Origin of the sequence: Actinoallomurus sp. NPDC052274, from assembly GCF_040679475.1 — a bacterium.
GTDB classification, from domain to species: domain Bacteria; phylum Actinomycetota; class Actinomycetes; order Streptosporangiales; family Streptosporangiaceae; genus Actinoallomurus; species Actinoallomurus liliacearum.
Genome location: NZ_JBFAUT010000031.1, coordinates 19846 through 46835 on the forward strand (window position 1 = coordinate 19846; position 26990 = coordinate 46835).

Here is a 26990-nt window from a genome sequence, read left to right on the forward strand (position 1 = left end):
CGGCCGGCCGGAACACCGGCCCGGCATCTCCGCCGGCCGGCCGGAACGGCGGGCTGAGCGATCTTCTTCGACTGGCCGCGACGCCCTATGCCGTAAGGCTTTTCGGCCCGTCCGCAATTATGATCATTTCCAGGCTTCGTGATTCTTTTTCCTTATCCGTAAATTGATCACGGCAGGCCATGGCGGCAATAAGATCATGTATTCCAATGGATCATGTGAGCCATGTCGCAAATCTGGGTATTTGGCCCGTCGGTATTCGCGTGCTATGTTCGCCTAAGTCCGGCGGACGCCCCCCATGCGCCTCCCGGAAACCCGCCGGCGACGGCCGGCCCACCAGCGCAGACGGCGCGGCGCGAAGAAGCGTGCGAGGGCCTCCGTACAGAGCCGGGATGATTCATATCCAATATCACGCCACTCCCGTGGAGAACCCCTTGATCCATTTGGATGCGGGAGCGGCAACGTCGAGTCCGTGAAGATCACGGAGCCGGGGACCCACACGAAGTCCCGGGGTGAATCGGTACACCTGTCGTGCCGTAGGGCGACTTCCACGCCCGAACCCGTCAGCTAACCCGGTAGGCGTCTGGAAGTAAGGAGTTTCGGAACCTCGTCCGCGAGTCCTCCCTGATCTGAATACCTGGTCGTCGTCCCTACCCCTGGGACCGTACGACCAGACCCTGTCTCTTTGTTCGTGCCGCCCGCGCAAGCGGGCGACCCGCTGAATCCGCACCTCGCGGAACCGGGGACCCACAAGAAGTCCCGGGGTGAATCGGCACATCTCTCGTGCCGTAGGGCAGCTTCCACGCCCGAACCCGTCAGCTAACCCGGTAAGCGGCATGGAAGCCGAAGGAGTACCCCCCGTGTCCCCTCGACACGCCAAACCCCGCTTTGCACCGAAGAAGTGCCTCACCGGCCTCGTCGCCGGTGCCGTGACCGCCGGCGCGGCCGCGATGGCCGTCGCCACCGCCGCGCCCGCCGTCTCCGCGCAGACCCCCACCGCGTCCCGTCCCGCCGCCCACCAGGCTGGTCAGGTACCCGCACCTGGTACGGGTAAGGCGAAGCACGCCCGCCCGGTGAACGACAACCCGCACGTCAAGGTGCACACCGTCGCCGAGCAGAAGGCGAAGAGGGTGCCCACCGCGGCGGACGTCGTGAAGCTCGCCATGTCCCAGGTCGGCACGACCGAGAACGCGGGCGGCGGCAGCAAGTTCAACCAGTGGTTCATGACCACCCCGTACGCCAAGGCCGGCGCCGCGCGCGACGGCGGGTCGGTCAACGACTACGCCAACGCCTCCTGGTGCGACATGTTCGTCACCTGGGTCGGCGACCAGCTCGGCGTCAAGGGCATGGGCGGTGACGCGTTCACCCCCTCCCACGCCAAGTGGTTCATCTCGCAGGGCCGCTGGGGCACCACTCCCAAGCCCGGCGCGGTCGTCTTCTTCTCCTGGAACGGCAGCGGCGTCGACAACATCGATCACGTGGGCCTGGTCATCAAGGACAACGGCGACGGAACGATCCAGACCGTCGAGGGCAACACGGACGACGCCGTGAAGGTCCGGACGCGTAACACCTCCACCGTCGTGGGCTACGGCTACCCGGAGTACCCGCAGTAATTCACCCGTCGACGCGTGCCGTGCCGCCGTCGGCGACGCGGCACGTGCCGACCTCCCTTCCCGGGCCGTTCCCGGGATCTCTCCTCACCCCTCCCCCGGTACCCCCATGCCCTCATCCCCCCATGCCCCCGAAAGGAAAGCGATGATCAGGTTCTCGACCAAGGCCATCGCCGGTATCGCCGCCGGTGTCGCTCTCGCCGGCGGCGGCGTGACCACCGCCCTCGCCTACGGCGGCACCTCGGAGGCGGCGTCGGCGCCGCAGGCGCAGAGCGCCCCCGCGAAGACCTCGCAGCAGGCGCAGGCCGAGAAGCGCGTCGACAGCGCCGCCCAGGACCGGATGCTCGTGGCGGTCAAGAAGGACAAGGACCCCAAGAAGGACACCAAGAAGGACGCCAAGGCGGCGGCCCTGCCGGGTGGCGTCTCCACCGCCACGTCCTTCTGGGACCCCTCGACGGCATCGGGCAAGCCGATGTCGTACCACACGATCGCCAGCCCGTACTGGCCGCTCGGCACGAAGGTGAAGATCACCTACAACGGCAAGAGCGAGATCGGAGTCGTCGAGGACTTCGGCCCGGCGGAGTGGGCGGTCGCCCAGCACAACCCGCCGGCGCTCATCGACCTGTCGGAGAAGATGATGCAGCACCTCACCGGCACCGCGTCGAACTCCATCACCATCAAGTTCCAGGTGCTGGAGCTGGGCAAGGGTGGCGTCTACCGCCACTCCGGCACCGGCTACGACACAGCCACCGGCAAGGCGTAACCCGCTCCCCCTCGCCTGCCGGCCGGACGGCGCGGGATCCCCTCTCGGGATCCCGCGCCGTTCTTTCGTCTCCGGTGACAAGGCTTGCCGGGAAGGAGTGAACTGAGGTTCAATCCTTGTGTGCCGTACCGCCGCACGCCCCGCGTCGAGGCCCGGCTCAGCGCCTCGCGGGAACGCATCCGCGCCGCCGCGCTGGCCGTCGTGGCTGAGCGGGGCTACGCCGGATGTTCGATCGCCGCCGTCGCCCGGCGGGCGGGGGTGGCGACCGGCAGCGTCTACCGCCACTTCCCGTCGAAGTCCGAGCTGGTCGCCGAGGTGTTCCGGGTGGCCTCGCAGCGCGAGGTGGACGCGTTCGCGCGCGCCGCGTCGCCGGCACGGCCGGCGGCCGAGAGCGTCGCGGCGGTGATCGAGACGTTCGCGGGCCGGGCCCTGCGCGCCCCCCGCATGGCGTACGCGCTTCTCGCCGAGCCGGTGGACCCCGCCGTCGACGCCGAGCGGCTGGTCTTCCGCCGGGCGTACGCCGCCGTCCTCGCTGGACTCATCGGCCGCGGCATCGCCGCCGGCGAACTCCCCGACCAGGACGTCGAGGTCAGCGCCGCCGCGCTCGTCGGCGCCATCGGCGAGGCCCTCGTCGGCCCCCTCGCGGTCGGCGCGGCACAGCCCGCCGACGCGTGTCCGCCCGCCGCCCCGGCCCTGCCGACCCGGACGGACGCGGCGGCGCGCGACCGGGTCCGGGCCGGCCTGATCTCCAATCTCATCTCGTTCGCCCAGCGCAGCATCGGAGCGGTCAGTGACAACACATGAGGTCTTCAACCAGGTCCCCCCGCTCATCGGCCACGACGTGGCCGACGATCCGGCTCTTCTCGACGGGATCTTCCGGGAGGGCGGTGGCTGGGCGGCCGAGGCCGTCCACGAGCTGGGCCGGCTGGCCGGCACCGAGCAGGCCCGGGAATGGGGCCGGCTCGCCAACGAGCACCCGCCGGTGCTGCGGACCCACGACCGGTACGGCCGGCGCATCGACGAGGTGGAGTTCCACCCGGCCTGGCACGAGCTGATGCGGGTCGCCGTCGGCCACGGGCTGCACGCCCGCGCCTGGACCGAACGGTCCGGGGCACACGTCGCCCGCGCGGCCAAGTTCTACGTCTGGCGGGTCGACGCCGGTCACGGCTGCCCGATCTCGATGACCTACGCCGCCGTACCTGCGCTGCGCCACGCGCCCGAGCTGGCCCGGCGGTACGAGCCGCTGCTGACGTCCGACACCTACGACTTCGGGCTGCGGACCCCGGCGGACAAGCGCGGCATTCTCGCCGGCATGTCGATGACGGAGAAGCAGGGCGGCTCCGACGTCCGGGCGAACACGACGCGGGCGGTGCCGCAGCCCGACGGCACGTACCTGCTGACCGGCCACAAGTGGTTCACGAGCGCGCCGATGTGCGACGTGTTCCTCGTCCTCGCGCAGGCGCCGGAGGGCCTCACCTGTTTCCTGCTGCCCCGCGTGCTGCCCGACGGCACCCGCAACGCCATCCGCCTGCAGCGGCTCAAGGACAAGCTGGGCAACCATTCGAACGCGTCCGCCGAGGTCGAGTACGAGGAGGCGGTGGCCTGGCGCGTCGGCGACGAGGGGCGGGGCGTCCGCACCATCATCGAGATGGTCAACATGACCCGGCTCGACTGCGTCGTCGGCGCAGCCGCCGGGATGCGCGAGGGCCTCATCCAGGCCGCCCACCACGCCGCGCACCGGCAGGCCTTCGGCCGGTACCTCATCGACCAGCCGCTGATGCGCAACGTCCTGGCCGACCTGGCCGTCGAGTCCGAGGCGGCGACCGTGCTGATGCTCCGCCTGGCGGGGGCGACCGACCGGGGCGAGACCGCGTTCAAGCGGCTCGGGCTCGCCGTGAGCAAGTACTGGGTCTGCAAACGCTGGCCCGCCCACGCCGCGGAGGCCCTGGAGTGCCTCGGCGGCAACGGCTACGTCGAGGACTCCGGCATGCCGCGGCTGTTCCGCGAGTCGCCGCTCAACGGGATCTGGGAGGGCTCGGGGAACGTCTCGGCGCTCGACGTGCTCCGCGCCATGGTCAAGGAGCCGGAGACCGTCGAGACGTTCTTCGACGAGGTCGGCCTGGCCTCGGGCGCGGACGCCCGGCTGGACGCCGCCGTGCGGGAGGTCAAGGACTCACTCGCCGACGTCGCGACGATCGAGCTGCGCGCCCGGCGGATCGTGGAGCGCCTCGCCCTGGTGCTGCAGGGTTCGCTGCTGGTCCGGCACGGTCACCCGGCGGTCGCCGACGCCTTCTGCGCCTCCCGCCTGGACGGCGACTGGGGCCGGGCGTTCGGAACGCTGCCGGCCGGCGTCGACTTCGCCGCGATCGTCGAACGGGCCCGCCCGAAGATCGGCTGACTCCGGCCGCCCGCGGCTTCGAAGGCCGGTGCCGCGGAACCGGAGTCGCTCGCGGCGGACGTGCGCGGGCCCGCGGCCGGCCGAGGCCGCGGGCCCGTGATCTCACCGGCCGATCCCGCTCAGGCGATGCCGGGCAGCAGCGCCGCCGACCAGCTGAAGTTGGTGGAGTTCAGCGGCTCTCCGGTCAGCGGGTCGTAGTTCTCCATGATCGGACCGTCGCCGAGCAGGCCGCCGGCCGACCGCCACAGCCGGTCCGCCGCGGTCGCCGCGTCCCTGCCGTAGCCGTACCGGCGCAGGCCGGTCAGCGCGAAGTACGCCTGGTCGAGCCAGACCGGCCCGCGCCAGTACTCGTGCGCGGCGAAGTACGGCGAGCTCTTGGCCACCGTCGGGAACGGCACCTTCGTGGCGAACTCCGCCGGGTCGGTCAGCCTGGCCCGGACCCGCGCCGCCTCGGCGCCGTCGGCGACCCCGGCCCACAGCGGGACGGCGCCCTCGATGCCCCGGCCCCGATCGACGAGCCGCCGGCCGGTGGCCAGGTCGGTGTCGTAGAAGAAGCCGGTCGCCGGGTCGTACATCTTGGCCCGGATGGTCGCGGCCAGCGTCCGTGCCTGCGCGGTGTACCGCGCGGCGTCCGCCCGGTGCCCGAGCCGCGCGGCGATGGCCGCCAGGTAGCCCTTCTCGGCGACGAGGTAGGAGTTCAGGTCGACCGACTCCTGGTTGAGCGAGTAGCCGACCAGGCGGCCGTTCGCGTCGCGGTTGTCCACCACGGTCGTGCCGAGCGCGGCGTCGAAGCGCGGGGCGTTGTCCATGCCGCTCTCCCAGGCCGCCGCCTGCCGCCGTTCCTCGGTGCTGTCGTTGGCCGGGTCGACGGTGGCGCCGTACTCGGCCAGGCCGTCGTGGTCGTGGTCCCGGTCGCGGTACCACCAGTCGTGGTAGGCGACCAGCTTCGGGTACATCTCCTTGAGGAACGCGGTGTCGCCGTTCGCCTGGTACACCTCCCAGACCGCCCAGGCGGCCAGCGGCGGTTTGGAGTTGCGCTCGTTCCAGTTGCCGCCGCCGCGCGCCGGGTCGTTGTAGAAGACGCAGTCGGGGATCATCCCGGCGTCCTGCGGGCGGGTCGGCGAGTCGGGGCGGACCTGATAGTCGAACATCGACCGGATCTGCGACTCGGCGAGCGCGGGCGCGAACCGGGCGGTGCCGACCGCCTGCTTCCAGGTGTCCCAGGCCCAGAGCCCGCCGGTGAACCACTTGTAGGTGATCGACGGGGTGACGCCGTCGTGCTTGAGCATCCCGGCCGCGCCGCGCCAGTTGGTGATCAGCGTCTCGACCGACTTGACCAGGGCCCGGCGCCGGTCGGCGGGCACGCCCCGGGTCGCGGCGGTGACGTAGCCGCGCCAGCGCGCGTCGCCCCGGGCGACGGCCTGCTCCGGCCGGCGCAGCAGGTCGCGCACGACCGGCAGCTCCCGGTCCCGCTCCGCCGCGGTGAAGGTGTAGGTCTCGGTCCAGGTCAGCGCGGTGGTGCGGTGCGGCGCGACGGTCCGCGGACTGGCCAGCTCGGTGTCGTACGAGTCGCCGGTGACCGTGGTGCGGACCGGCTCGGCGTGCACGACCTCGAACCGCTCGGTGCCGTCGGTGAGGTAGTCCCAGACCTTCCGGACCTTAGCGAAGTCGACGGCGACGCCCTGGCCGGTGGCGCGCAGCGACGGGGCGCCGCGCATCGGCTCGGTGTCCGGCCGCAGCAGCGCGCCGCTCCAGCCGACCTCCAGCGTGCGCGCGGTGGTGCCGGTGTTCTCCAGGTACGCCCGCACGAGCGCGCTACGGTCGCCGCCGAACCGCAGCTCCAGGGTGAGGCGCAGCCCGGGCAGGTCGTACGACTGGCGCAGCAGGCCCGGCAGCGCGGTCAGCACCGGCTTCTTCGCGGCGGCCAGGTCGATGTCCCGGCCGTTCTCCCGCAGCCGGATGCGGGAGAACGCCTTGCTCAGCCACCACGGGTACTCCTGCGCGATGTACATCGGCCCGGAGAACGCGCCGTACGTGGAGGGGTCCTTCGGCAGCGCGTAGGCGTGCCACGCGCCCTGGTCGGCGAACACGTTGATGTCGCTGACGTCGGCGGGCAGGGCGGTCGCGGGGACGCCGCGCAGGTCGAGCACGTCGGCGTACCCGGTGGGCCCGGCGGGCGGCGGCGCGGCCTGCGCGGCGGGCAGGCCGGTGATGACGAGGGCCGAGCCGAGCGAGAGCCCGGCCAGGGCGTGCAGCGATCGACGCATGGTCACCTTTCGTGGGGAGGGAGCGGCCCCTGGGGCGAGGCCGTCTTGAGCACCGCCGCCCCGAGCGCGGGCAGCCGGAGCGTGCCCCGCACGGCGGTGCCGGTCAGCAGCTCGACCCCGTCGGGCACGGGCACGTCCGTGTCCGCGCCGCCGTGGTTGAGCAGGAAGAGGTAGGAGGCGTCCGGGCCGTCGCGGCGGGTGACCTCGACGCCGTCCGGGGCCGCCAGCACGGGCCGGACGCCCGCGTCGGCGAACACCGCGTCCAGCAGGACGCCGACGTCCTCGCCGAGGTGGCAGCCGACGTACCAGGCGCGGCCCGCGCCGTGGTCGTTGCGGGTGATCGCGGGACGGCCGGTCAGGGGGCCGGCGGCGTACGCCCCGACCACCTCGGCCGTCGTCGCGGTCAGCCACTCGCTCCACAGCGTCGCCGCGAGGACGCGGTCGCCGGCCGCGACCTCGGTCGCGTCCCCGTCGGCGATCGGCCAGAACTCCTCGACGGCCACGCCGAGCACGTCGCGGAGCGGGCCCGGACAGCCGCCGTCGTGGATGTGGTCGTGCTCGTCGGCGACGCCGCTGAAGCAGCCGCAGACGAGCCGTCCGCCGCGTTCGACGTGGGCGGTCAGCCACCGCGCGGTGGCCTCGGTCACCAGGTACAGGTTGGGGGCCAGGACGACGCGGTAGCCGTCGAGCGGCGCGCCGGGCGGCACGAAGTCGACCGTCACGTTGCGGGCGTGCGCCGGGGCGTACCACGAGGCGGTCAGCTCGCGCAGCCGCAGCCGCGACGACGGATGCTCGTCCAGTTCCAGCGCCCACCAGGAGTCCCAGTCCAAGACGACGGCGACGTCGGCGGTCAGCCTGCTGCCCGCGACCTCGCCGATCCGGGCCAGTTCCCGGCCGAGCCCCACGGTGCCGGCCCAGCGCGGCGACGCGACGCCCCGGTGCGGCAGCAGCGCGCTGTGGAACTTCTCCGCGCCCGCCCGGGACGCCCGCCACTGGAAGTGCAGGACGCCGTCGGCGCCGCGCGCCACCGTCTGCAGTGACCACAGCCGCTGCAGCTCCGGGGTCTTCGGGACGTTGACGGGCCGCCAGCTCACCCCCGAGGGCGCCTGCTCCATCAGCAGCCACGGCCGGCCGCCCTTGAGCGAGCGCATCAGGTCGTAGTTCAGCGCCGCGCCGACGTGCGCCGCCGGGTCGGCCGGGTCGGGGTAGGCGTCGTCGGACACCAGGTCCTCCTCCGCGGCCCAGGCCCAGTAGTCCAGCGCCTTGAACATCGACATGAAGTTCGTGGTCACCGGCACGTCGCCGCGGACCTCGTCGAGCACCGCCTTCTCGGCCCGGTGGCAGGCCAGCAGCGCGTCGGAGCAGAACCGCCGCCAGTCCAGCACCTGGGTGGGGTTGACGGGGCCGGGCGCGGCGCGCGGCGGCTCGATCTCCTCCCAGGCGCCGTACCGCTGGGACCAGAAGTCGGTGCCCCACGCGGCGTTCAGCGTCGTCAGGTCGGCGTACCGCTCCCGCAGCCAGCGCCGGAAGTCGGCGGCCGAGGTCGGGCAGAAGCACTCGGTGACGTGGTCGCCGTACTCGTTGTGGACGTGCCAGAGGACGAGCGCCGGATGGTCGTGGTACCGCTCGGCGATCGCCCGCGCGAGCCGTACGGCCGCCCGCCGGTAGACCGGCGAGGACGGGCAGTAGTGCTGCCGCGAGCCGAACTCCAGGCGCACGCCCTCGGCGGTGACCGGCAGCACCTCCGGGTGCGCGCGGACCAGCCAGGCGGGCGGCGACGCGGTGGCGGTGGCCAGGTCGACGCCGATGCCGCTGCCGGCGAGCAGGTCCAGCAGCCGGTCGAACCAGCCGAAGTCCCAGGCGTCGGGGCCGGGCTGCAGCCGCGCCCAGGAGAACACCCCCACCGTGACCAGGTTGACCCCGGCCTCCTTCATCAGCCGGACGTCCTGCTCCCACACCTCCTCGGGCCACTGCTCGGGGTTGTAGTCGCCGCCGTACAGCAGACCCGGGATCCGGGTCAGCCGACCGTCGGTCCGCGTCATCCCTTCACCGCCCCTCCGAGCAGGCCGGACACGAACTGCTTCTGGAAGATGAAGAAGACGAGCATCAGCGGCAGCGTCGCCAGGAACGAGCCGAGGATCAGCCCGGAGTAGTCGACGTGGCTCTGCCCGACGAGGGTGTACAGCGCGACCGGCGCGGTGTACTTGTCCTCGGTGTTGAGCATCAGCAGCGGCCACAGGAAGGAGTTCCACTGGCTCATGAACGTGAAGATGGCCAGCGCGCCGAGCTGGGGGCGCACCACCGGCAGCACGATCCGGTAGAAGACGCGCAGGTCGCCGGCGCCGTCCATGCGGGCCGACTCGATCAGCTCGTCGGGGAAGTCCAGGAACGCCTGGCGCATCAGGAAGATGCCGAACGAGTTGGCCAGGAACGGGAGGATGACCGCCTGGTAGGTGTCGATCCAGCCGAGGTTCGACATCATCTGGAACAGCGGGACGAGCAGCACCTGGAACGGGATCATCATGGTCGCCAGCACCAGGCCGAGCAGCAGCCCGCGGCCGCGGAACCGGTACTTCGCCAGGCCGTACCCGCACATGGCGGAGATCAGCGAGCTGACCACGGTGTAGACGACCGCGACGCCCAGGCTGTTGGCCATCACCCGGGCGAAGCCGATCGAGTGCTGCAGCGACACGAGGTTGTGCAGCAGCCGCCCGCCCGGCAGGAACGGCGGCGGGGAGCGGAACAGCTCGTCGTTGTCGCGGGTGGAGGCCACCACCATCCAGTAGAACGGCACGATGCTGACCACCGCGCCGGCGGCGAGGAACAGGTAGCCGACCGCGCGGCCGAGCAGACGCGGGCGCAGGGTGCGGGTCGTGGTGGTCATCGGCCCGACCGGTCCTTTCCGAGGAAGCGGAACTGGACGAACGAGATCAGCCCGATCAGCAGGACGACGACCCACGCGATGGCGGCCGCGTAGCCGAAGTCGAGCTGCTCGAAGCCGACCTTGTACAGGTAGAGGACGGGCGTCATCGTGGCGTTGCCCGGCCCGCCCTTGGTCAGCACGTAGTTCTCGTCGAACAGCTGCAGGGTGCCGATGGTCGAGGTGACCGAGCAGAACAGGATCACCGGCCGCAGCTGCGGGACGATCACGCGGGTGAAGGTCGTGAAGGCGCCCGCGCCGTCGATGGCCGCCGCCTCGTACTGCTCGCGGCCGATGCCCTGCAGCCCGGCCAGGAGGATCACCGCGTTGTAGCCGGTCCACCGCCAGGTGATCGATCCGATCAGCGCCAGCCGGGCCCAGCCGGGGCTGTTCAGCCAGTCCACCTCGGGCAGGCCCACGGCGTGCAGCGTCTGGTTCACCATTCCGCCGTCGGTCTTCAGCAGCACCCGGAACACCACCGAGTAGGCGACCAGCATGGTCACCGCCGGCAGGAAGTAGGCGATGCGCCAGGTCGACCGGAACCGCAGCCACGACCGGTTCAGCCCGTACGCCAGCAGCAGCCCCAGGCCGATCATGAGCGGGACCTGCACGATGAGGATCAGCCCGGTGTTGCGCAGCGATGCCCAGAAGACCGGGTCGTGCAGCATCCGCCGGTACTGGGCGAGCCCGACCCAGGTCTGCACGCCGTCGCGGTCGGCGGTGAAGCTCTGGTAGACGCTCGCCAGCAGCGGATAGGCGAAGAAGAGGACGAACAGCGCGGCGGCCGGCCCGGCGAAGATCCACGGAGTGAGCCGTGGCAGGCCGCGCCGCCCCTCGCCCCGGCCGGGCCGCCGCCCGGCCGGGGCCGGCGCGCGCACGGCCTCCCGTGTCACGTCGACGGTCACGGCGTCACCCCACCGCGCGGCCGGTCGCGGCGGCGATCTGCTGCGCCGCCGAGTTCAGCGCCTTCTGCGGATCGTCGTGGTGCAGCACGATGCCGGAGATGGTGCCGTTGACGATGTCGGACGCCTTCGACCCGTCCTTGGTGTACTCCACCGGCGGCACGGTCTTCTCCAGGTCGGCGAACGTCTTGAAGACCGGCCGCCCGCCGTAGTAGTCCTGCGGCGCGCTGACGTACGGGTCGTTCAGCGCGGGCAGGAAGGCCGGGAAGAGCCCTTCGGTCTTCAGCATGGACGCCTGGTTGGCGGCGTCGGCCAGCGCGAACTCGACGAACGCCCACGCGGCCTCGGGATTCTTGGTCTGGCCGGCGACGGCGAGGGTCGAGCCGCCGTCGTTGGACGTGCGCACGCCACCGGCGTCGAAGGCGGGCAGCGGGACGACGCCGAACTTCCCCTTAAGCTCCTTCATCTCGTCGGTGAGCGTGCCGGACCACCAGACGGCGTACGGAGTGGTGGCGACCTTGCCGGACTTGGTGGCGGCGACCAGGCCGTCCCAGCCCTTCTCGAAGTCGACCAGTCCCTTGTCGGCGAGCGTCTTCAGCAGCGTCGCGGCGCGGACGGCCTGCTGGTCGGCGACGGCGACCTTGCCGTCCTTGAAATACCGCTGGCCCTGCTGCTGGAGCATCATCGGGAACGTGCTGTCCTCGGCGGGGTCCATGACGAGCAGCTTCTTGCCGGTCTTGGCCTTGATCTGCTCGCCGGCGCGCACGTAGTCGTCCCACGTGTGGATCGAGGCCGGGTCGACGCCGGCCCGCTGGAACAGGTCCGTGCGGTAGAACAGCGCGCACGGGCCGCTGTCCCACGGCAGCGCGAACACCCGGCCCTGCTCGTCGGTGACGTTCGCCCAGGTCGCGGGGGCGAAACTCGACTTGTAGCGACCGGCCAGGGACGTCAGGTCGTACAGCCCGCGCGGGAAGTTGCCGATGTAGCTCGGCAGCTTGCTGCCCTCGACGGTGAGGACGTCGGGGAGGCCCTGCCCGGACCGCATGCCGACGGTGATCTTGTCGTACGCGTTGTCGTAGCCGATGTCGACGACCTTGACCTTCACGCCGGGGTGCTGCTGCTCGAAGGCGGGCGCGAGTCGCTTGAGCGCCTTGGCGGCGACGTCCCACGACCACACGGTGACGTCGCCCTTGAGCGCGGTGGCCGAGCCGGACTTCAGCGCGGGGCCGGGCCTGCGGGCCGTCCCTCCGGTGGCGCAGCCGCTCACCGCGAGCAGTACCGACATCACGCCGGCGAACCCGGCGGTCAACACTGACCGCCGTTTCAGGCTCGTCGCCATCTTGCCTCCCAGGACTGGTATGAAGAATGCTGTATACAGCACACTGCATCATGTGCTTTCGTCAAGAGGGTGCGACGAGAAACTCGAAAGCGAGGACGTGTGTGAGCGTTCATCCGTACATCCCCAACTCCGTACCGGCCATCAAAGAGCAGATGCTGGCGGCCGTCGGGGCGGCGAGCACCGAGGAGTTCTACGCCGACGTGCCGGAGAGCATCCGGCTGCGCCGGCCCCTGGACCTGCCGGCCCCGCTGCGCTCGGAGGCGGAGCTGGTCCGGCACGTCGGCGCCCTGCTGACCCGCAACACCGGGACCCACGAGGCGCTCAGCTTCCTCGGCGCCGGCTGCTACCAGCACCACGTGCCGGCGGTGGTCGACGAGGTGATCAACCGCAGTGAGTTCCTCACCGCCTACGCGGGCGAGCCGTACGAGGACCACGGCCGCTTCCAGGCGCTGTGGGAGTACCAGTCGCTGATGGGCGAGCTGCTGGAGATGGACGTCGTCAACGTGCCGACCTACGACGGCTTCCAGGCGTCCGCGACCGCGCTGCGGATGGCCGGCCGGATCACCGGGCGCCGCCGTCTGCTGCTGGTCACCGCCCTCGACCCGGACAAGCTGTCGAAGATCGACGACTACGTGCGTCCCGTCCACGACGTGGTCGTCCTCCCCGTCGGCGCCGACGGCCGGGCCGACCTGGACGCCGTGCGCGCGGAGCTGGCCGCCGGCGACGTCGCGGCCGTCTACGCCGAGGCGCCCTCCTACCTGGGCATCGTCGACCCCGCACTGCCGGAGCTGGGCCGCCTGGCGCACGAGGCCGGCGCGCTGTACGTCGTCGGCTGCAACCCGATCTCCCTCGGCGTGGTCGCGCCGCCCGCCGCCTACGGCGCGGACATCGTCTGCGGCGAGATCCAGCCGCTCGGGCTCCACCTGGCGTACGGCGGGCTGAACGGCGGGTTCGTCGCGACCAGGGACGAGGAGCGGCTCGTCGCCGAGTTCCCCTTCCGGCTGTTCGGCGTGGCGCCCACCGAGGTCGAGGGCGAGTACGGCTTCGGCGACGTGGCCTACGAGCGGACGTCCTTCGCGCTCCGTGAGGAGGGCAAGGAGTGGGTGGGCACCGCCGCCGCGCTGAACGGCATCACCGCCGGGGTGTACCTCGCGCTGATGGGCCCGCAGGGCATGCGCGAGATCGGTCAGACGATCATGGCGAACACGCGGTACGCGATCCGCCGGCTGGCCGAGGTGCCCGGCGTCGAGGTGCCGTACGCCGACGCGCCGCACTTCGCCGACTTCACCGTGCGCTTCACCGGCGCTCGGACGGCGGCCGAGGTGGGCGACGCGCTGCTGGACCGCGGCATCTTCGGCGGCCGCGTGCTGTCCGAGACCGACGCCCTGTACTGCGTCACCGAGATCCACGGCAAGGACGACATCGACCGCCTGGCCACCGCCCTCCAGGAGATCGCGAAGTGAACACCGAACGCGCCACCGTCACGACCGCCGACGCGAAGATCGGTCCGAAGCCGCCGCTGCGTCGTTTCCACCAGGCCCGCTGGGACGAACCGCTGCTGTTCGAGCTGAGCAGCCCCGGCGAGCGCGGCGTGCTGGTCCCCGAGCCCGAGGTGCCGCTCGACGACAGCCTGCCCGAGGGGCTGCGCCGCGCGGCCCCGCCCGCCCTGCCGGAGCTGTCCCAGCTGCACGTCCTCCGGCACTACCTGCGGCTGTCGCAGGAGAACCTCGGCGTCGACCTGAACGTCGACGTCGGTCAGGGCACGTGCACGATGAAGTACAGCCCGAAGGTCAACGACCGGTTCGTCCGCGACCCGAAGATCGCCGAACTGCACCCGCTGCAGGACGAGCGGACCGTGCAGGGCGTCCTGGAGATCGTCTACCGGCTGGAGCAGCTGCTGCGGGAGATCTCCGGCATGGACCGGGTGTCGTTGCAGCCCGGCGCCGGTTCGGCGGCGATCTACACGAACGTGGCCATGATCCGGGCGTACTTCGCCGCGCGCGGGGAGCTGGAGCAGCGGGACGAGGTGATCACCACCATCTTCTCGCACCCGTCCAACGCCGCCTGCGCCAAGACGGCCGGGTTCAAGGTGATCACGCTGTACCCGGACGCCGACGGCTACCCCGACATCGAGGCGCTCAAGGCCGCGGTCGGCCCCCGCACGGCGGCCCTGCTGATCACCAACCCGGAGGACACCGGGATCTTCAACCCGCGGATCGAGGAGTTCGTCAAGATCGTCCACGACGCGGGCGGCCTGTGCTCCTACGACCAGGCGAACGCCAACGGCATCCTCGGCATTACCCGGGCCCGCGACGCCGGCTTCGACCTGTGCCATTTCAACCTGCACAAGACCTTCTCGACGCCGCACGCCTGCGGCGGCCCCGCGGCGGGCGCCTGCGGCGTGACCGAGGCGCTGGCGCCGTTCCTGCCCAAACCGACCGTGGAGTTCGACGGCACCCGCTACCGCCTCGACGACGACCGGCCCGCGTCGGTCGGCAAGATCCGGCCGTTCTACGGCGTGGTCCCGAACCTGGTCCGCGCCTACGCCTGGATCATGGCGCTCGGCGCGGAGGGCCTGCGGGAGGCCGCCGAGGTCGCCGTGCTCAACAACAACTACCTGATGAAGAAGGTCCTGGAGATCCGCGGCACCTCCGCCCCGTACGCGGAGGGCCGGCGGCGGATCGAGCAGGTCCGTTACAGCTGGGCGAAGCTGGCCGAGGAGACCGGCGTGCACACCGAGGACATCGGCTACCGCGCCGCCGACTTCGGCACGCACTACTGGACCAGCCATCACCCGTTCCTGGTGCCGGAGCCGATGACGCTCGAACCCACCGAGTCCTACTCCAGGGCCGACCTGGACGAGTACGCCGCGATCCTGGCCGAGGTCGCGCGCGAGGCGTACGAGGAGCCGGAGACGGTGCGGACCGCGCCGCACCGCTCGACCGTGCACCGCATCCGGCAGGACACCCTGGACGACCCGCAGACCTGGGCGGTCACCTGGCGCGCCTACCGGCGGAAGATCCTGGGCGAATGAGGTTCGGGCTCGTCGTCAACCCGGTCGCCGGCCTCGGCGGCCGGGTCGGCCTCAAGGGCAGCGACGGCGCGGACGTGCAGCGGCGGGCCCGCGCGCTCGGCGCGGAGCCCCGGGCGGGCGAGCGCGCCGCGCTCGCGCTGACCGAGCTGCGCTCGCGGCTCGGCGCCGGGCTGACCGTGCGGACCGCCGCGGGCGCGATGGGCGCCGACGCGGTCGCCGCCGCCGGGCTGCGGCCCGTCGTCGTCCACGAGCCGGGCGCCCCCACCACGCCCGCCGACACCAGGGCCGCGGCCGCCGCGCTGGCCGCCGAGGTGGACCTGCTGCTGTTCGCGGGCGGGGACGGCACCGCCCGCGACGTCCTGGACGTGGTCGGAACGTCGGTGCCGGTGCTCGGCGTGCCGACCGGCGTGAAGATGCACTCGGCGGTGTTCGGCGTCAGCCCGCGCGCCGCCGGGGAGGCGGCCGCGCTGATGGCGGCCGGCGGCACGGCGCTCCGCGACGCCGAGGTGATGGACCTCGACGAGGACGCGGTGCGCGAGGGACGGGTCTCGGCCCGGCTGTACGGCCACCTGCGGGTGCCGGACGTCCCGGTCCGGATCCAGCAGCGCAAGGTGGGCGGCTCGGTCACCTCGCCGGCGTCCGTCGGCGGGATCGCCGCCGAACTGCGCCGGCGGCTCGGCCCCGGCGAGGCGCTCGTCCTGGGGCCGGGCGGCACGATGCGCGCCGTCGCCGCCGCGCTCGGCGCCGACGTCCCCGTCATGGGCGTGAACGTGCTGGACCGGGACGGGCGGCTCGTCGCGGCGGACGTCGCCGCGGCGAGACTCGAGGAGACCGTACGGAAGACGCCCGCGTGGGTGGCCGTCACCCCGATCGGCGGGCAGGGCTTCCTGCTCGGCCGGGGCAACCAGCAGATCTCCCCCGCCGTGCTGCGCGCCGTCGGCGCGGACCGCCTGCTGGTCGTGGCGACCGAGACCAAGCTCGCCGCCCTGGGCGGGCGGCCCCTGCTCGTCGACACCGGCGACGAGGAGCTGGACCGGGAGCTCACGGGCCACCGGCCCGTGCTGACGGGGCACGGGCGCACCGCCATGTACCCCATTCGTTGAAGGAAGGACCTGAGGAATGATCTCTCTTGCGGGCAAGCGGGCCGTCGTGACCGGCGCCGCGTCCGGCATCGGCCGGGCCACGGCCGAGCTGCTGGCCGAGCTCGGCGCCGCCGTCGTGCTGGCCGACGTCGACGAGACGGGTGGGGCGGAGGCCGAGAAGGCCGTCATCGCGGCCGGTGGCCGGGCGGTGTTCGTCCGCTGCGACGTGTCCGACGCCGCCGACTGTGAGCGCGTCATCGCGACCGCCCGGGAGGCCTTCGGCGGCGTCGACGTGCTGTTCAACAACGCCGGGATCATCCGGCGGTCCACCGTGTGCGGGATCGCCGAGGACGACTGGGACCGGGTGATGGCCGTCAACGTCAAGTCGATCATGTTGTTGAGCCGGCACGCGATACCGCTGATGCGGGCCGCCGGCGGCGGAAGCATCATCAACACGGGATCCGGTTGGGGCATCAAGGGCGGCGCGGACGCCGTATCGTACTGCGCGTCCAAAGGCGCGGTCGTGAACATGACGCGTGCGATGGCCATCGACCACGGGCCCGACGGCATCCGGGTCAACTGCGTCTGCCCGGGCGACACGGCCACCGGCATGCTCGCCGAGGAGGCGCGGCAGCTCGGCGGATCGGTGGAGGCCTTCTACGAGGAGGCCGCCGACCGTCCGCTCGGCCGGATCGGCACGCCTGGGGACATCGCGCGGACCGTGGCCTTCCTGGCGAGTGACGCCGCGTCGTTCGTCAGCGGCGCGGTCATCGCCGTCGACGGCGCCGGCACCGCCTGAACGACCTGATCGCCGGCCGCCGGAGAAAGGAAGACTGCCAGATGCCGATCGAGCGCCGCCCGTTGCGCGAGCAGATCAAGGACGAGATCCTCGACCGGCTGGGCCGGGGCGAGTTCGACCCCGACCAGCCGATCAACGAGACCGTCCTGGCGACCGACCTGGGGGTGAGCCGCACTCCCCTGCGGGAGGCGCTGATCGGCCTGGAGCGCGAGGGCATCATCGTCAGCGAGCGCGGCCGGGGCTTCCGGTTCGCGCCGATGAGCGCGCAGGAGTTCCGCGACCTGACCACGATCGTGGCCCACATGGAGTCGCTGGCGCTGGAGCTGTCCGAACCGGAGTACCTCGTCTCGATCGCGCCACGCCTGCTCGATGAGGCGCGGGCGTTCTCGGCGCCGGAGGCGGAGTACGCCGTGCTCGAACGCTACGACGACGCCTGGCACGACCTGCTCCTGTCCGGCTGCCCCAACGAGCGCCTGATGGACCTGATCACCTCGCTCAAGCTCACCATGCGCCGGTACGAACGCGTCATCATCGGCGACCAGCAGGTACTGGAGCGTTCGGCCGAGGAGCACGAACGGATCGCCGAGTGCGTCCAGGCCGGTGACATCGACGGTGCGGTGGCCGCCTTGAAGATCAACTGGAACAGCGGCATGGAACGCATCCTCGAACGCCTCGGCGACTGACCCGCTCCTCAGCCGGCAGGCTCGTTCAACCCGCATTTGAGGGTTCCGTGGCTGGAGGCACTGCTCTCGGCGCCGTCCTGCGCGAAAAGTCGCAACTAGCACTTCAATGGAATGCTTGAAGGGAGGAAACGGCACGAGATGTGAGACGAGAGGACCTCATGACCGAGGACGAGATCATCCAGTTCGCCGCCGGCCTGCCGGGAACCGTCGCCGTCACGGCGGGCGAGGACACCGGCGCTCCGGAGGCGGCCTGGGGCGACACCTTCATCTCCTACGATCCGCACGGTGACGCGTCCGCCGATCGATGGCAGCCCTTCGCGACGATCGTCATCAAGGACTACGAGGGGTTCGACACGGCGTCCGACCTGAACCGCCCCGGCGTGTTCCGGTTGAACATCGCCGTCGGGCGCAAGCGGTTCGAGGAGTTGCTCGGTTACCCGCCCGCCGCGGCCGCGGAGCACCGCGCCGGGGTCGACTTCACGGTGGCCGACCGGCTCCTCCCCCACCCCGCGTACGCCGTCCAGGGCTGGGTCTGCGTCCTGAACCCCGGCGAGGCGACCGCCCCGCTCGCGCGGACCCTGCTGGAGGAGGCCCGCGACCGGGCGGCCGAACGACTCGAACGGACCCGGCCGAACCCGGCCTGAGCCGAACGACCCGAACCGGACCCGGCCGAATCCGACCTGGCCCGTCCCGTCCGGCCGCCCGCGGCGGCCGGACGGGACCCGGAGCCCCGCCGCTCCGGGCCCCGCGTCCATCAGGCGGCCGCGACGGCCGGTGTGTAGTGATGGGCCTCGTCGCCCTCGATGACGTGGCTCTCCGCCCCGTCGACGCTCACCGGAACGTCGCCCGCCACGGTCACCCGGTGCAGCCTGCGGGGCTGGTCCCCGTAGTCGTCCGGGGCGTAGTGCTGGGTGATCCGGTTGTCGAACACCACGAGGTCCCCGGGGTTCCACTGAACCCGCAGGATGTTCTCCGGCCGGATGACGTACTCCTGCAGGATGCGCAGGATGTCGCGCGACTCGGTGCTGTTCAGCCCGACGATCCGCTGGGCGAACCCGCCGATGAACAGCCCGCGCTCGCCGGTCTCCGGATGCACCCGCACGACCGGGTGTCCGGTCTGGTATCGCCGGGAGACGAACGTCTCCCGGTACTTCACCGCGTTCTCCGTGTTCGTACGCGGCAGGACGTAGTCGTAGTCGTTGGTGTGCACGGCCCAGAGCCGGTCGGCGAACTCCCGCAACTGCTCCGGCAGGTCCCGGTAGGCCGCCGCGGCGTTCGCGATCAGCGTGTTGCCCCCGTACGGCGGCACGACCAGTGCGCGCAGCGTGGTGACCTTGGGCGGCGTGCGCACGAACGTCACGTCCGTGTGCCAGTGGTTGGACCGGATGCCCTCGTCGCCGTCGACCGGCAGGATGTTGGGGCTTCCGTCCACGGCCGGCACGGTGGGGTGGGCGGTGGTCAGCTCGCCGAACCGCGCGGCGAAGCGGATCTGGCCCTCGTCGTCGAGGCCGGTGTTGCGGAAGACCAGGGCCTTGTGCTCGAGCAGTGCCGCGTCGACCTGGCGGAACTCCTCGTCGTCGAGTCGGCCGAGGTCGGCGCCGGTGACCTCCGCGCCGATGCGTCCGCCGACCTTGCGGATGTCGATGATGGACATGGGGAACTCCTTCTCTCTCAGAGCTGTCACGAGTGGCGGACGGTGGGGTCGGCGGCGCGCAGCAGCAGACGCAGCAGGCCATCGAACGCGAAGCCGAGGACGGCGATGACGATGATCCCGCTGAAGATCAACGGGGTCTGGAGGTAGTTGCCGGCCTGCAGGATCAGGAAGCCGACTCCCCCGGTGGCCGCGATCATCTCGGCCGCGATGATGCTCGTCCAGGCGCCGCCCATGGCGATCCGCATCCCGGTGATCACTCCTGGGACGGCGGCGCGGAGCCGTACGTGCACCATCGTGTGGAAGTGCGAGGCGCCCAGGCTCCGGCTGGCGTGCACCAACTCGACCGGTACCGCGTCGAGGGCGCCGAGGGTCGCGATCGTGATGACCGGGACCACGCCGAAGAAGAGCAGCGCCACCTTCGACGTCTCACCGATGCCGAACCAGACCACGAGCAGCGGGATGAACGCGATCGGCGGCAGCGGCCGTACGACCGCGATGAGGGGGTCGGCCAGTTCGCGGATCACGCGGACGCCCGCCATCGCCGCGCCCAGGACGAGGCCCACGAGCGTGCCGAGGCCGAACCCGGCGAGGATCCGGCCCGTGCTGATCAGGGCGTCCTCGACCAGGGTCCTGCCCTGGACCTCCGGGTACGGATGGGTGACGTAGTGCAGGAACTCACGGACGGTCTGGACGACGGTCGGCAGCGTCACCGGATCGTCGATGACGAGCGCCGCGACCTGCCAGCCGCCGAGGGCCAGCAGCAGCCCGGCGCCGCCGTACGCCACCCGCCGCCACGAACGCCGTCCCCGCCGTTCCGGCGTGCCGCCCGCCCCGGGCGTCGCCGGCGCCGGTTCCGCCCCGGCGGGAGCCTCCTGTACGGCGGTCGCCGGGGGACGCGGGTCGATATCGCTCATGCGTCCTCCTTCGTCGGAGGAGTGACCAGAGGCGCTGCGCTCATGATTCGCTCGCTTCGCTCGCTCATGCGCCCTCCTTCGCCGGAGGAGTGACCAGAGGCGCTGCGCTCATGATTCGCTCGCTTCGCTCGCTCATGCGCCCTCCTTCGCCGGAAGAGTGACCAGAGGCGCTGCGCTCATGATTCGCTCGCTTCGCTCGCTCATTGCTCCAGCACCTCCCTGATGCGCCGCTTGGCGGTGACGAACTCGAGCGTCTCGGTGTCCTCGTAGACCCGGGGGCGCCGAAGGGGGATGTCGACGACCGCCTTCGTCCGGCCGGGCCGCCCGGACAGGACCGCGACGCGGTCGCCCAGGAGCGTGGCCTCCTCGACGTCATGGGTGACGAACACGATCGTCATGCGGTGCCGCTGCCAGAGCTCCAGCAGGAACCGCTGCATCCCGGCGCGCGTGATGGCGTCGAGCGCCCCGAACGGCTCGTCCATGAGGAGCACGCTCGGGTGGTTGATCAGCACGCGGGCGAACGCGGCCCGGTGGCGCATCCCGCCGGAGAGTTCGTGCGGATAGGCGTCCCGGAAGTCCGCCAGTCCGACCGTCTCCAGGAGCGCGTCGGCCTCCTCCGCCGCCTCCGGGGTGAGCGCGCCTCGGGCCTTCGGCCCGTACAGGACGTTCTGGCGGGTGGTGAGCCAGGGGAACAGCGTCGGCGTCTGGAACAGCACGCCCCGGTCGGGGCCCGGCCCGGCCACCGGCCGCCCGTCCACGAGCACCTCGCCGGCGTCGGCGGGGACGAACCCGGCGAGGATGCCGAGCAGCGTGGACTTGCCGCATCCGGAGGGGCCGAGCAGGCAGAGGAACTCCCCCGCCTCGATGTCGAGGCTCACTCCTTCCAGCGCCGGGGTCCGCCTGCGTCGTCCGCGGAACGTCTTGCCGACGTCCCGGAGCCGTACGGCGGACGGCCGTTCGGTGATCGGGCGTTCTTCGACGATCGCGTTCATCGGCGGGCCTCCCGGGGTCGCCGGGCCGGAAGGCGGGTCGCGCCGGGCCCGCTCACGCGCAGCCTCCCGCCTGTGCCTTGTCCCAGAAGCTCGGGTCGATGTGCGCGGCGGCCTGGGCGACGGACGGAGCCGTCTTCGCCCGGCCCTGCGTCACCAGGAACTCCCCGGTGCGCTGGAAGTTCGCGGCCAGCCTGCCGGAGGACGCCTTGCCGTCCGCGCCCCTGAGCCAGCCGGTCTCCTCGGCGGGCGGGATGTAGGGGTAGTTCTTCGTCGCCTCGACGGCGTCGTCGGGCCGCACCCCGAGGAAGCGGGCGGCCGGGCGGACGTACTTCGCGGCCTGGTCGCCGTGGACCAGCGTCTGGGCCGTGGAGATCTGGCAGACCAGTCGCTGGACCACGTCGCGGTTCTTCGCCGCGTACGGCCGGCTGACGGCCAGCATGTTGACCGCGGCGTACCCCAGCTTCGCGATGTCCGCCGCCGTCGTGAGCACCCGCCCGCCGTGCTTCTTCAGGTCGAGCAGGAAGGCCTGGCTGATGTACACCGCGTCGATCTTGTGGGCCTTCCAGGCGGCTGCCTCGGCTGCCTCGCTCGCGAAGCTGGCGATCTGCACCCTGCCGGCGAGCCCCTGGCTCTTCAGCCAGCCCCGGAGCTGGAAGTCGAGCGTGGAGCCGACGAGCACGCCGACCTTTCCCAGGTCGGCGTTCGACCTGACCGCGCCGCTCACGACCAGCCCGGACTCGTCGATGCTCTCGGCGAAGACCACCTCCACGTCCGTGCCGGAGGTGAAGGCGCCCACGAAGGGCGGGTTGCCGACGCCGGAGACCACCGGGAAGGCGCCCGCGCGCAGTTGGGCCATGCCGGCGACGCCGCTGTCGATCGGGCGGAGCTCGATCTTCGCCTTGACGCGGGAGGCCAGGCCGGGGTCGGCGGCCACGACGGCCTCGGGGCCGGCGACGGCCCCCTGGAAGTAACCGATCTTCAGGGTGGGTGAGTCCGAGCGCGCCTGCGCGGCGCAGCCGGTTCCGGCCAGGGCCAGGGTCAGGACGGCCGAAAGGGATCTGTAGGGCATGAGGGAGTGCGCTCCTGTACGGGGGCGGCGCCGCCTTCGGGCACGGAGCACTCGTCGGAGGAGTGCCGTGGGACCCCGTGACGGGTGAACGGGCTGCGGGGATGTGAGGGGACGCGGTCGGGAGAAGGGCCGCGGGAGACGGTGATCGGCGAGGTCGTCAGCCGCGACAGCGGGCTGCGGCGACACGGACCAGGTCGACGTGCCACCGGCGGGTGAGGGCGGGCCGGACGCGCATGATCTGAATGAAACACGACGAACCGGATGCAGTCAACCTTTCCTACCTGGTAACCATGGAATTGATTCTCTCAACACTGGGTAAAGATCGGCTGGGAGCGACCGACCGGACGAAGGACCGCACATGGGCATCCCCCTGCTCGGCGACATCCGCGACCAGGCCGGCGGCCTGGATCGAGACCAGCGCAACGCCTTCCTCGCCGCGTTCCTCGGCTGGATGATGGACGCGTTCGACTACTTCCTTCTCGTCTTCGTGATCACCGAGGTCGCCAAGGACTTCGGCACGTCGGCCGAGAAGGTCACCGTCGCGACCACGCTGACGCTGATCGCCCGGCCGCTCGGCGCGTACCTCTTCGGCCTCTGGGCGGACAAGGTCGGCCGGCGGATCCCGCTCATGGTCGACGTGCTGTTCTACTCCGTCGTCGAGATGATCTCCGGCTTCTCGACCTCGCTGACCATGCTGCTCGTGCTGCGGTTCCTGTACGGCCTCGGCATGGGCGGCGAGTGGGGCCTGGGCGTCTCGCTGGCGATGGAGAAGATCCCGCCGGCCAAGCGCGGGTTCTACTCCGGCATGCTCCAGGTCGGCTATCCGGCGGGCTACCTGGTGGCCGCGCTCGCCTACTTCGTCATCACGCCGATCTTCGGCTGGCGCGGCCTGTTCGTCTTCGGGGCGGTGCCCGCGCTGCTGGCGCTGTACGTGCGGTACCGCGTGGGCGAGTCGGAGGTCTGGGAGCGCACGAACGCGCGGCTGCAGATGACGCGCACCCCGCTGCGCAAGGTCTTCTTCGACCGGAAGGTCCTGGTCCGGTTCTTCTACCTCGTGCTGCTCATGACCGCGTTCAACTTCATGAGCCACGGCACGCAGGACATCTACCCGACCTTCCTGAAGAAGGGGCTGCACCACTCCCCGCACTACGCGGTCGGCATCGCGGTGATCTACAACATCGGCGCCATCGTCGGAGGCGTCGTGGTCGGCACCCTGTCGCAGCGCTTCGGCCGGCGCCGCGCCATCGTCGGCGCGTCCCTGCTGGCGCTGCTCGTCGTGCCGCTCTTCGCGTACTCGAAGGGCACGGCCCTCCTGGCGATCAGCGCGTTCGTCATGCAGTTGTTCGTCCAGGGGGCCTGGGGCGTCATTCCGGCGCATCTGACCGAGATGTCGCCGGACGCGATCCGGGGCTTCTACCCCGGCGTCACCTACCAGCTCGGAAACCTCCTGGCCGCGATCAACCTGCCTCTGCAGGAGCGCCTGGCGAGCGCGCACGGCTACCCGTTCGCGTTCGCCGTCGTGATCGCGCCGACGCTGCTCGCGGTGGTCCTGCTGACCGCGTTCGGCCGCGAGGCGCACAGCGTCGAGTTCGGCAGCGCCCCGACGGCCCCGCCCGGCCCGGAGGAGCCGGAGCGGACCACTCCCTCACAGCCCGGTGAGGCGACCGCGTGACCCTCCCGGCACGCTGAGCGTGAATCGGCCCGGCCGCCCCGCGCGTCCGCCGGGGCGGCCACCGCCCGGACCGCCCGGCCTGGCACTGACCTTTCCTGACCTCACATAGAGTGCATGCCTGGCGAATCCGGAGAAAAGTCCTGGTCACCGGCGTGGTGGGCACCACCCGCGCGGGTTCCGGGCACCGATTACCGGCCGTTCCCGGCCGTGCCATTCGCGTCTTCGGCGAGGTGCGGCAACAATTCGATGAGGCATGTCCGTGGACACCGAGGAGAGCGATGCAGGAGGTCTGGCCCGGCACCCCGTACCCGTTGGGCGCCACCTGGGACGGGACCGGTACGAACTTCGCACTGTTCTCCGAGGTGGCGCGGCGGGTCGAGCTGTGCCTGTTCGACGAGGACGGCGCCGAGACCCGCTACGCCCTGCCCGAGACGGACGGCTTCGTCTGGCACGGCTACCTGCCCGGCGTCGGTCCCGGGCAGCGGTACGGCTACCGGGTGCACGGGCCGTACGCCCCGGAGCAGGGACACCGGTGCAACCCCGCCAAGCTGCTGCTGGACCCGTACGGCAAGGCCATCGACGGTGACGTGCGCTGGCACGAGTCCCTGTTCTCGTACCGGTTCGCGGCGCCGACGGAGCTCAACACCGAGGACAGCGCGCCGTACATGCCGAAGAACGTCGTGATCAATCCGTTCTTCGACTGGGGTGACGACCGGTCGCCGCGGACGCCGTACCACGAGACGGTGATCTACGAGGCGCACGTCAAGGGGCTGACGCGGCTGCACCCGGCGATCCCGGAGAGCCAGCGCGGCACCTACGCGGGGCTCGCCCATCCGGCGATGATCGAGCACCTCCAGGAGCTCGGCGTCACGGCGATCGAGCTGATGCCGGTGCACCACTTCGTCTCCGAGCACGCCCCGGTGGCGCGCGGGCTGACCAACTACTGGGGCTACAACACGATCGGGTTCCTCGCGCCGCACAACGCCTATTCCTCGTCCGGGCAGCTCGGCGAGCAGGTCCTGGAGTTCAAGGCGATGGTGCGGACCCTGCACGAGGCGGGCATCGAGGTGATCCTCGACGTGGTCTACAACCACACCGCCGAGGGCGACCACCTGGGCCCGACGCTCAGTTTCCGCGGGATCGACAACGCCGCCTACTACCGGCTCCGGGACACCGACAAGCGGTACAACCTGGACTACACCGGCTGCGGCAACAGCCTCAACGCCCGGCACCCTCACGCGCTGCAGCTGATGATGGACTCGCTGCGGTACTGGGTGACCGAGATGCACGTGGACGGGTTCCGGTTCGACCTCGCCTCGGCGCTGGCCCGGGAGTTCCACGACGTGGACCGGCTGTCGGCGTTCTTCGACCTGGTCCAGCAGGACCCGATCGTCTCGCAGGTCAAGCTGATCGCCGAGCCCTGGGACGTCGGCGAGGGCGGCTACCAGGTCGGCAACTTCCCGCCGCTGTGGACGGAGTGGAACGGCAAGTACCGCGACTCGGTCCGGGACTTCTGGCGCGGTCAGCCGGCGCTGCAGGAGTTCGCCTCCCGCCTGACCGGCTCCAGCGACCTGTACGCCGACGACGGCCGGCGCCCGCTGGCCTCGATCAACTTCGTCACCTGCCACGACGGGTTCACGCTGCACGACCTCGTCTCCTACGACCGCAAGCACAACGAGGCCAACGGCGAGAACAACCGCGACGGCACCGACGACAACCGCTCCTGGAACCACGGCGTCGAGGGCGAGACCGACGACCCGGAGATCATCGCGCTGCGCGCCCGCCAGCAGCGCAACCTCATCGCCACGCTGTTCCTGTCCCAGGGCGTGCCGATGCTGTCGCACGGCGACGAGCTGAACCGCACGCAGCACGGCAACAACAACGCCTACTGCCAGGACAACGAGCTGGCCTGGGCGTCCTGGGACGGCGACCGGGACCTCGTCGACTTCGTCCGTACGGTGTCGGAGCTGCGCCGGGACCACCCGGTCTTCCGGCGGCGGCGGTTCTTCCAGGGACGCACGCACGGCGACGAACTGGACGGCGAGCGCGACATCTGCTGGCTCACGCCGTCGGGCACGGAGATGACCGAGGCGGACTGGAACATCGGCTACGCCAAGGCCGTCGCGGTGTACCTCAACGGCGACGCGATCACCGAGCCGGACCCGCGCGGGCGGCGGGTCCGCGACGACTCGTTCCTGCTGCTGTTCAACGCGCACTCCGACGGCATCGTCTTCCGTATCCCGGACGCGCGCTTCGGCGAGCGGTGGGAGGTCGTCCTCGACACGGCGACGCCGAAACCGGCCGACCGCGAGCCGGTCAAGGCCGACGACGACCTGGCGGTCGCCGACCGGGCCCTGGTCCTGCTGCGCCGCGCCCTTCCCGCCTGATCAGGGCTGGCCACGGCTGACCCTGATCGCGGTGAACAGCACGAGCACGAACGTCAGGATGGCGACCGTGCCGTGGGTGAGCACGCCGAGCAGCGGGAAATGCTGCTCGGCCCCGCGCGCGTGCTTCCCGCCGCGTCCGGTCAGCCACCGCGTCAGCAGGGTGAACCCCAGCAGCGCCACGACCACCAGCACCCCGAACGAGCTCCACGCGTACGCGATCCGCGCCGTCAGCAGGAACTCCACCCAGGCCGCCAGCGCCACCACGGCGAGGGCGGGATGGCCGAGGACGAGCGTCATCGGGAAGCGGGTGACCTTCGTGCCCTGCCGTCGCAGGCCGCCGTTGGCCAGCCAGATGATCAGCAGGTAGGCGCCCACGACCGCGGCCAGGATCCACATCATTAATGCGGCGAAGCCCATCCTTTGCCCCCTCTTGCCCGTTGTCTCACAACGTGTCACTCAGTGAACCTCGCGACAAGAGCGCGGTAAAGTCACGAACCGACTGCTGTGC

22 protein-coding genes and 2 riboswitches are annotated in these 26990 nt (G+C 71.3%); of the genes, 12 read left to right on the forward strand and 10 right to left on the reverse strand.

The window, feature by feature from the left end:
- Nucleotides 1–449 precede the first annotated feature (449 nt).
- A riboswitch (cyclic di-AMP (ydaO/yuaA leader) is annotated at nucleotides 450–596 on the forward strand.
- A 107-nt stretch (nucleotides 597–703) separates the two neighbouring features.
- Nucleotides 704–845, forward strand: a riboswitch (cyclic di-AMP (ydaO/yuaA leader).
- A gap of 12 nt (nucleotides 846–857) precedes the next feature.
- From AB0K82_RS25140 to AB0K82_RS25155, 4 genes are all read left to right on the forward strand, one after another.
- Complete coding sequence (locus AB0K82_RS25140) at nucleotides 858–1610, forward strand: CHAP domain-containing protein (protein WP_364401053.1); 753 nt, start codon at nucleotides 858–860, stop codon at nucleotides 1608–1610.
- A gap of 142 nt (nucleotides 1611–1752) precedes the next feature.
- Entirely contained in the window at nucleotides 1753–2370 is a 618-nt protein-coding gene (locus AB0K82_RS25145) for a hypothetical protein (protein ID WP_364401056.1), read from the forward strand.
- A 120-nt stretch (nucleotides 2371–2490) separates the two neighbouring features.
- On the forward strand, nucleotides 2491–3174 hold the full coding sequence (locus AB0K82_RS25150) for a TetR/AcrR family transcriptional regulator (RefSeq protein ID WP_364401059.1): 684 nt from the start codon (nucleotides 2491–2493) through the stop codon (nucleotides 3172–3174).
- A complete protein-coding gene (locus tag AB0K82_RS25155; RefSeq protein WP_364401061.1) occupies nucleotides 3161–4768 on the forward strand; it encodes an isovaleryl-CoA dehydrogenase in 1608 nt (535 codons plus the stop codon). The genes AB0K82_RS25150 and AB0K82_RS25155 overlap by 14 nt, the downstream gene beginning before the upstream one ends.
- 119 nt (nucleotides 4769–4887) lie before the next feature.
- On the opposite strand, the gene AB0K82_RS25160 is transcribed toward AB0K82_RS25155, so the two are convergent.
- Genes AB0K82_RS25160 through AB0K82_RS25180 form a run of 5 tightly spaced genes read right to left on the reverse strand, consistent with a single transcriptional unit; the run spans nucleotide 4888 to nucleotide 12196 of the window.
- Nucleotides 4888–7035, reverse strand: coding sequence for a trehalase family glycosidase (locus AB0K82_RS25160; protein WP_364401064.1), 2148 nt, complete (start codon nucleotides 7033–7035; stop codon nucleotides 4888–4890).
- Nucleotides 7036–7037: 2 nt separating this feature from the next.
- Nucleotides 7038–9077, reverse strand: coding sequence for a beta-galactosidase (locus AB0K82_RS25165; RefSeq protein WP_364401066.1), 2040 nt, complete (start codon nucleotides 9075–9077; stop codon nucleotides 7038–7040).
- Nucleotides 9074–9919 carry a carbohydrate ABC transporter permease gene (locus AB0K82_RS25170; RefSeq protein WP_364401069.1) on the reverse strand — a complete coding sequence of 282 codons (846 nt, stop codon included), beginning with the start codon at nucleotides 9917–9919 and terminating at the stop codon, nucleotides 9074–9076. Before AB0K82_RS25170 ends, AB0K82_RS25165 begins: the two co-directional genes overlap by 4 nt.
- Complete coding sequence (locus tag AB0K82_RS25175; protein ID WP_364401071.1) at nucleotides 9916–10860, reverse strand: sugar ABC transporter permease; 945 nt, start codon at nucleotides 10858–10860, stop codon at nucleotides 9916–9918. Before AB0K82_RS25175 ends, AB0K82_RS25170 begins: the two co-directional genes overlap by 4 nt.
- Before the next feature lie 4 nt (nucleotides 10861–10864).
- Entirely contained in the window at nucleotides 10865–12196 is a 1332-nt protein-coding gene (locus tag AB0K82_RS25180; RefSeq protein WP_364401074.1) for a sugar ABC transporter substrate-binding protein, read from the reverse strand.
- 101 nt (nucleotides 12197–12297) lie between these two features.
- Here AB0K82_RS25180 and gcvPA point away from each other — a divergent pair, with 101 nt between their 5' ends.
- From gcvPA to AB0K82_RS25210, 6 genes are all read left to right on the forward strand, one after another.
- Entirely contained in the window at nucleotides 12298–13659 is a 1362-nt protein-coding gene (gene gcvPA, locus AB0K82_RS25185) for an aminomethyl-transferring glycine dehydrogenase subunit GcvPA (protein ID WP_364401077.1), read from the forward strand.
- The gene (gene gcvPB / locus AB0K82_RS25190; RefSeq protein ID WP_364401080.1) at nucleotides 13656–15230 is read left to right on the forward strand and encodes an aminomethyl-transferring glycine dehydrogenase subunit GcvPB; all 1575 of its coding nucleotides are present in this window, start codon (nucleotides 13656–13658) and stop codon (nucleotides 15228–15230) included. The genes gcvPA and gcvPB overlap by 4 nt, the downstream gene beginning before the upstream one ends.
- Nucleotides 15227–16333 (forward strand): NAD(+)/NADH kinase, encoded by a 1107-nt coding sequence (locus tag AB0K82_RS25195; protein ID WP_364401083.1) that lies wholly within the window; start codon nucleotides 15227–15229, stop codon nucleotides 16331–16333. Before gcvPB ends, AB0K82_RS25195 begins: the two co-directional genes overlap by 4 nt.
- Before the next feature lie 16 nt (nucleotides 16334–16349).
- Nucleotides 16350–17111, forward strand: a complete 762-nt coding sequence (locus AB0K82_RS25200) for an SDR family NAD(P)-dependent oxidoreductase (protein WP_364401086.1) — start codon at nucleotides 16350–16352, stop codon at nucleotides 17109–17111.
- 41 nt (nucleotides 17112–17152) lie between these two features.
- Nucleotides 17153–17794 carry a GntR family transcriptional regulator gene (locus AB0K82_RS25205; RefSeq protein WP_364401089.1) on the forward strand — a complete coding sequence of 214 codons (642 nt, stop codon included), beginning with the start codon at nucleotides 17153–17155 and terminating at the stop codon, nucleotides 17792–17794.
- A 158-nt stretch (nucleotides 17795–17952) separates the two neighbouring features.
- Complete coding sequence (locus AB0K82_RS25210) at nucleotides 17953–18438, forward strand: DUF6194 family protein (protein ID WP_364401092.1); 486 nt, start codon at nucleotides 17953–17955, stop codon at nucleotides 18436–18438.
- A gap of 110 nt (nucleotides 18439–18548) precedes the next feature.
- On the opposite strand, the gene AB0K82_RS25215 is transcribed toward AB0K82_RS25210, so the two are convergent.
- The 4 genes from AB0K82_RS25215 to AB0K82_RS25230 form a co-directional block, all read right to left on the reverse strand.
- Nucleotides 18549–19448 (reverse strand): TauD/TfdA family dioxygenase, encoded by a 900-nt coding sequence (locus AB0K82_RS25215; RefSeq protein ID WP_364401095.1) that lies wholly within the window; start codon nucleotides 19446–19448, stop codon nucleotides 18549–18551.
- 26 nt (nucleotides 19449–19474) lie between these two features.
- On the reverse strand, nucleotides 19475–20362 hold the full coding sequence (locus AB0K82_RS25220) for an ABC transporter permease (protein WP_364401098.1): 888 nt from the start codon (nucleotides 20360–20362) through the stop codon (nucleotides 19475–19477).
- A gap of 200 nt (nucleotides 20363–20562) precedes the next feature.
- Nucleotides 20563–21354, reverse strand: coding sequence for an ABC transporter ATP-binding protein (locus AB0K82_RS25225; protein ID WP_364401101.1), 792 nt, complete (start codon nucleotides 21352–21354; stop codon nucleotides 20563–20565).
- A gap of 52 nt (nucleotides 21355–21406) precedes the next feature.
- Nucleotides 21407–22423, reverse strand: coding sequence for an ABC transporter substrate-binding protein (locus AB0K82_RS25230; protein WP_364401104.1), 1017 nt, complete (start codon nucleotides 22421–22423; stop codon nucleotides 21407–21409).
- Between the two features lie 358 nt (nucleotides 22424–22781).
- Here AB0K82_RS25230 and AB0K82_RS25235 point away from each other — a divergent pair, with 358 nt between their 5' ends.
- Together AB0K82_RS25235 and glgX are read left to right on the forward strand one after the other, a co-directional pair.
- A complete protein-coding gene (locus AB0K82_RS25235; RefSeq protein ID WP_364401107.1) occupies nucleotides 22782–24095 on the forward strand; it encodes an MFS transporter in 1314 nt (437 codons plus the stop codon).
- 278 nt (nucleotides 24096–24373) lie between these two features.
- Complete coding sequence (gene glgX, locus AB0K82_RS25240) at nucleotides 24374–26482, forward strand: glycogen debranching protein GlgX (protein WP_364401108.1); 2109 nt, start codon at nucleotides 24374–24376, stop codon at nucleotides 26480–26482.
- Here the strand turns inward: glgX and AB0K82_RS25245 are convergent, their stop codons facing one another.
- Nucleotides 26483–26899: a hypothetical protein gene (locus AB0K82_RS25245; RefSeq protein ID WP_364401110.1), complete on the reverse strand. Its 417-nt coding sequence runs from the start codon at nucleotides 26897–26899 to the stop codon at nucleotides 26483–26485.
- Nucleotides 26900–26990: the final 91 nt, after the last annotated feature.

Excerpts from the sequence above, each read along its gene's own strand:
- AB0K82_RS25145 (WP_364401056.1), top strand. The coding sequence starts at position 1,753 with ATGATCAGGTTCTCGACCAAGGCCATCGCCGGTATCGCCGCCGGTGTC.
- AB0K82_RS25160 (WP_364401064.1), bottom strand. The coding sequence starts at position 7,035 with ATGCGTCGATCGCTGCACGCCCTGGCCGGGCTCTCGCTCGGCTCGGCC.
- AB0K82_RS25165 (WP_364401066.1), bottom strand. The coding sequence starts at position 9,077 with ATGACGCGGACCGACGGTCGGCTGACCCGGATCCCGGGTCTGCTGTAC.
- AB0K82_RS25170 (WP_364401069.1), bottom strand. The coding sequence starts at position 9,919 with ATGACCACCACGACCCGCACCCTGCGCCCGCGTCTGCTCGGCCGCGCG.
- AB0K82_RS25180 (WP_364401074.1), bottom strand. The coding sequence starts at position 12,196 with ATGGCGACGAGCCTGAAACGGCGGTCAGTGTTGACCGCCGGGTTCGCC.
- AB0K82_RS25195 (WP_364401083.1), top strand. The coding sequence starts at position 15,227 with ATGAGGTTCGGGCTCGTCGTCAACCCGGTCGCCGGCCTCGGCGGCCGG.
- AB0K82_RS25200 (WP_364401086.1), top strand. The coding sequence starts at position 16,350 with ATGATCTCTCTTGCGGGCAAGCGGGCCGTCGTGACCGGCGCCGCGTCC.
- AB0K82_RS25205 (WP_364401089.1), top strand. The coding sequence starts at position 17,153 with ATGCCGATCGAGCGCCGCCCGTTGCGCGAGCAGATCAAGGACGAGATC.
- AB0K82_RS25210 (WP_364401092.1), top strand. The coding sequence starts at position 17,953 with ATGACCGAGGACGAGATCATCCAGTTCGCCGCCGGCCTGCCGGGAACC.
- AB0K82_RS25215 (WP_364401095.1), bottom strand. The coding sequence starts at position 19,448 with ATGTCCATCATCGACATCCGCAAGGTCGGCGGACGCATCGGCGCGGAG.
- AB0K82_RS25220 (WP_364401098.1), bottom strand. The coding sequence starts at position 20,362 with ATGAGCGATATCGACCCGCGTCCCCCGGCGACCGCCGTACAGGAGGCT.
- AB0K82_RS25225 (WP_364401101.1), bottom strand. The coding sequence starts at position 21,354 with ATGAACGCGATCGTCGAAGAACGCCCGATCACCGAACGGCCGTCCGCC.
- AB0K82_RS25230 (WP_364401104.1), bottom strand. The coding sequence starts at position 22,423 with ATGCCCTACAGATCCCTTTCGGCCGTCCTGACCCTGGCCCTGGCCGGA.
- AB0K82_RS25235 (WP_364401107.1), top strand. The coding sequence starts at position 22,782 with ATGGGCATCCCCCTGCTCGGCGACATCCGCGACCAGGCCGGCGGCCTG.
- glgX (WP_364401108.1), top strand. The coding sequence starts at position 24,374 with ATGCAGGAGGTCTGGCCCGGCACCCCGTACCCGTTGGGCGCCACCTGG.
- AB0K82_RS25245 (WP_364401110.1), bottom strand. The coding sequence starts at position 26,899 with ATGGGCTTCGCCGCATTAATGATGTGGATCCTGGCCGCGGTCGTGGGC.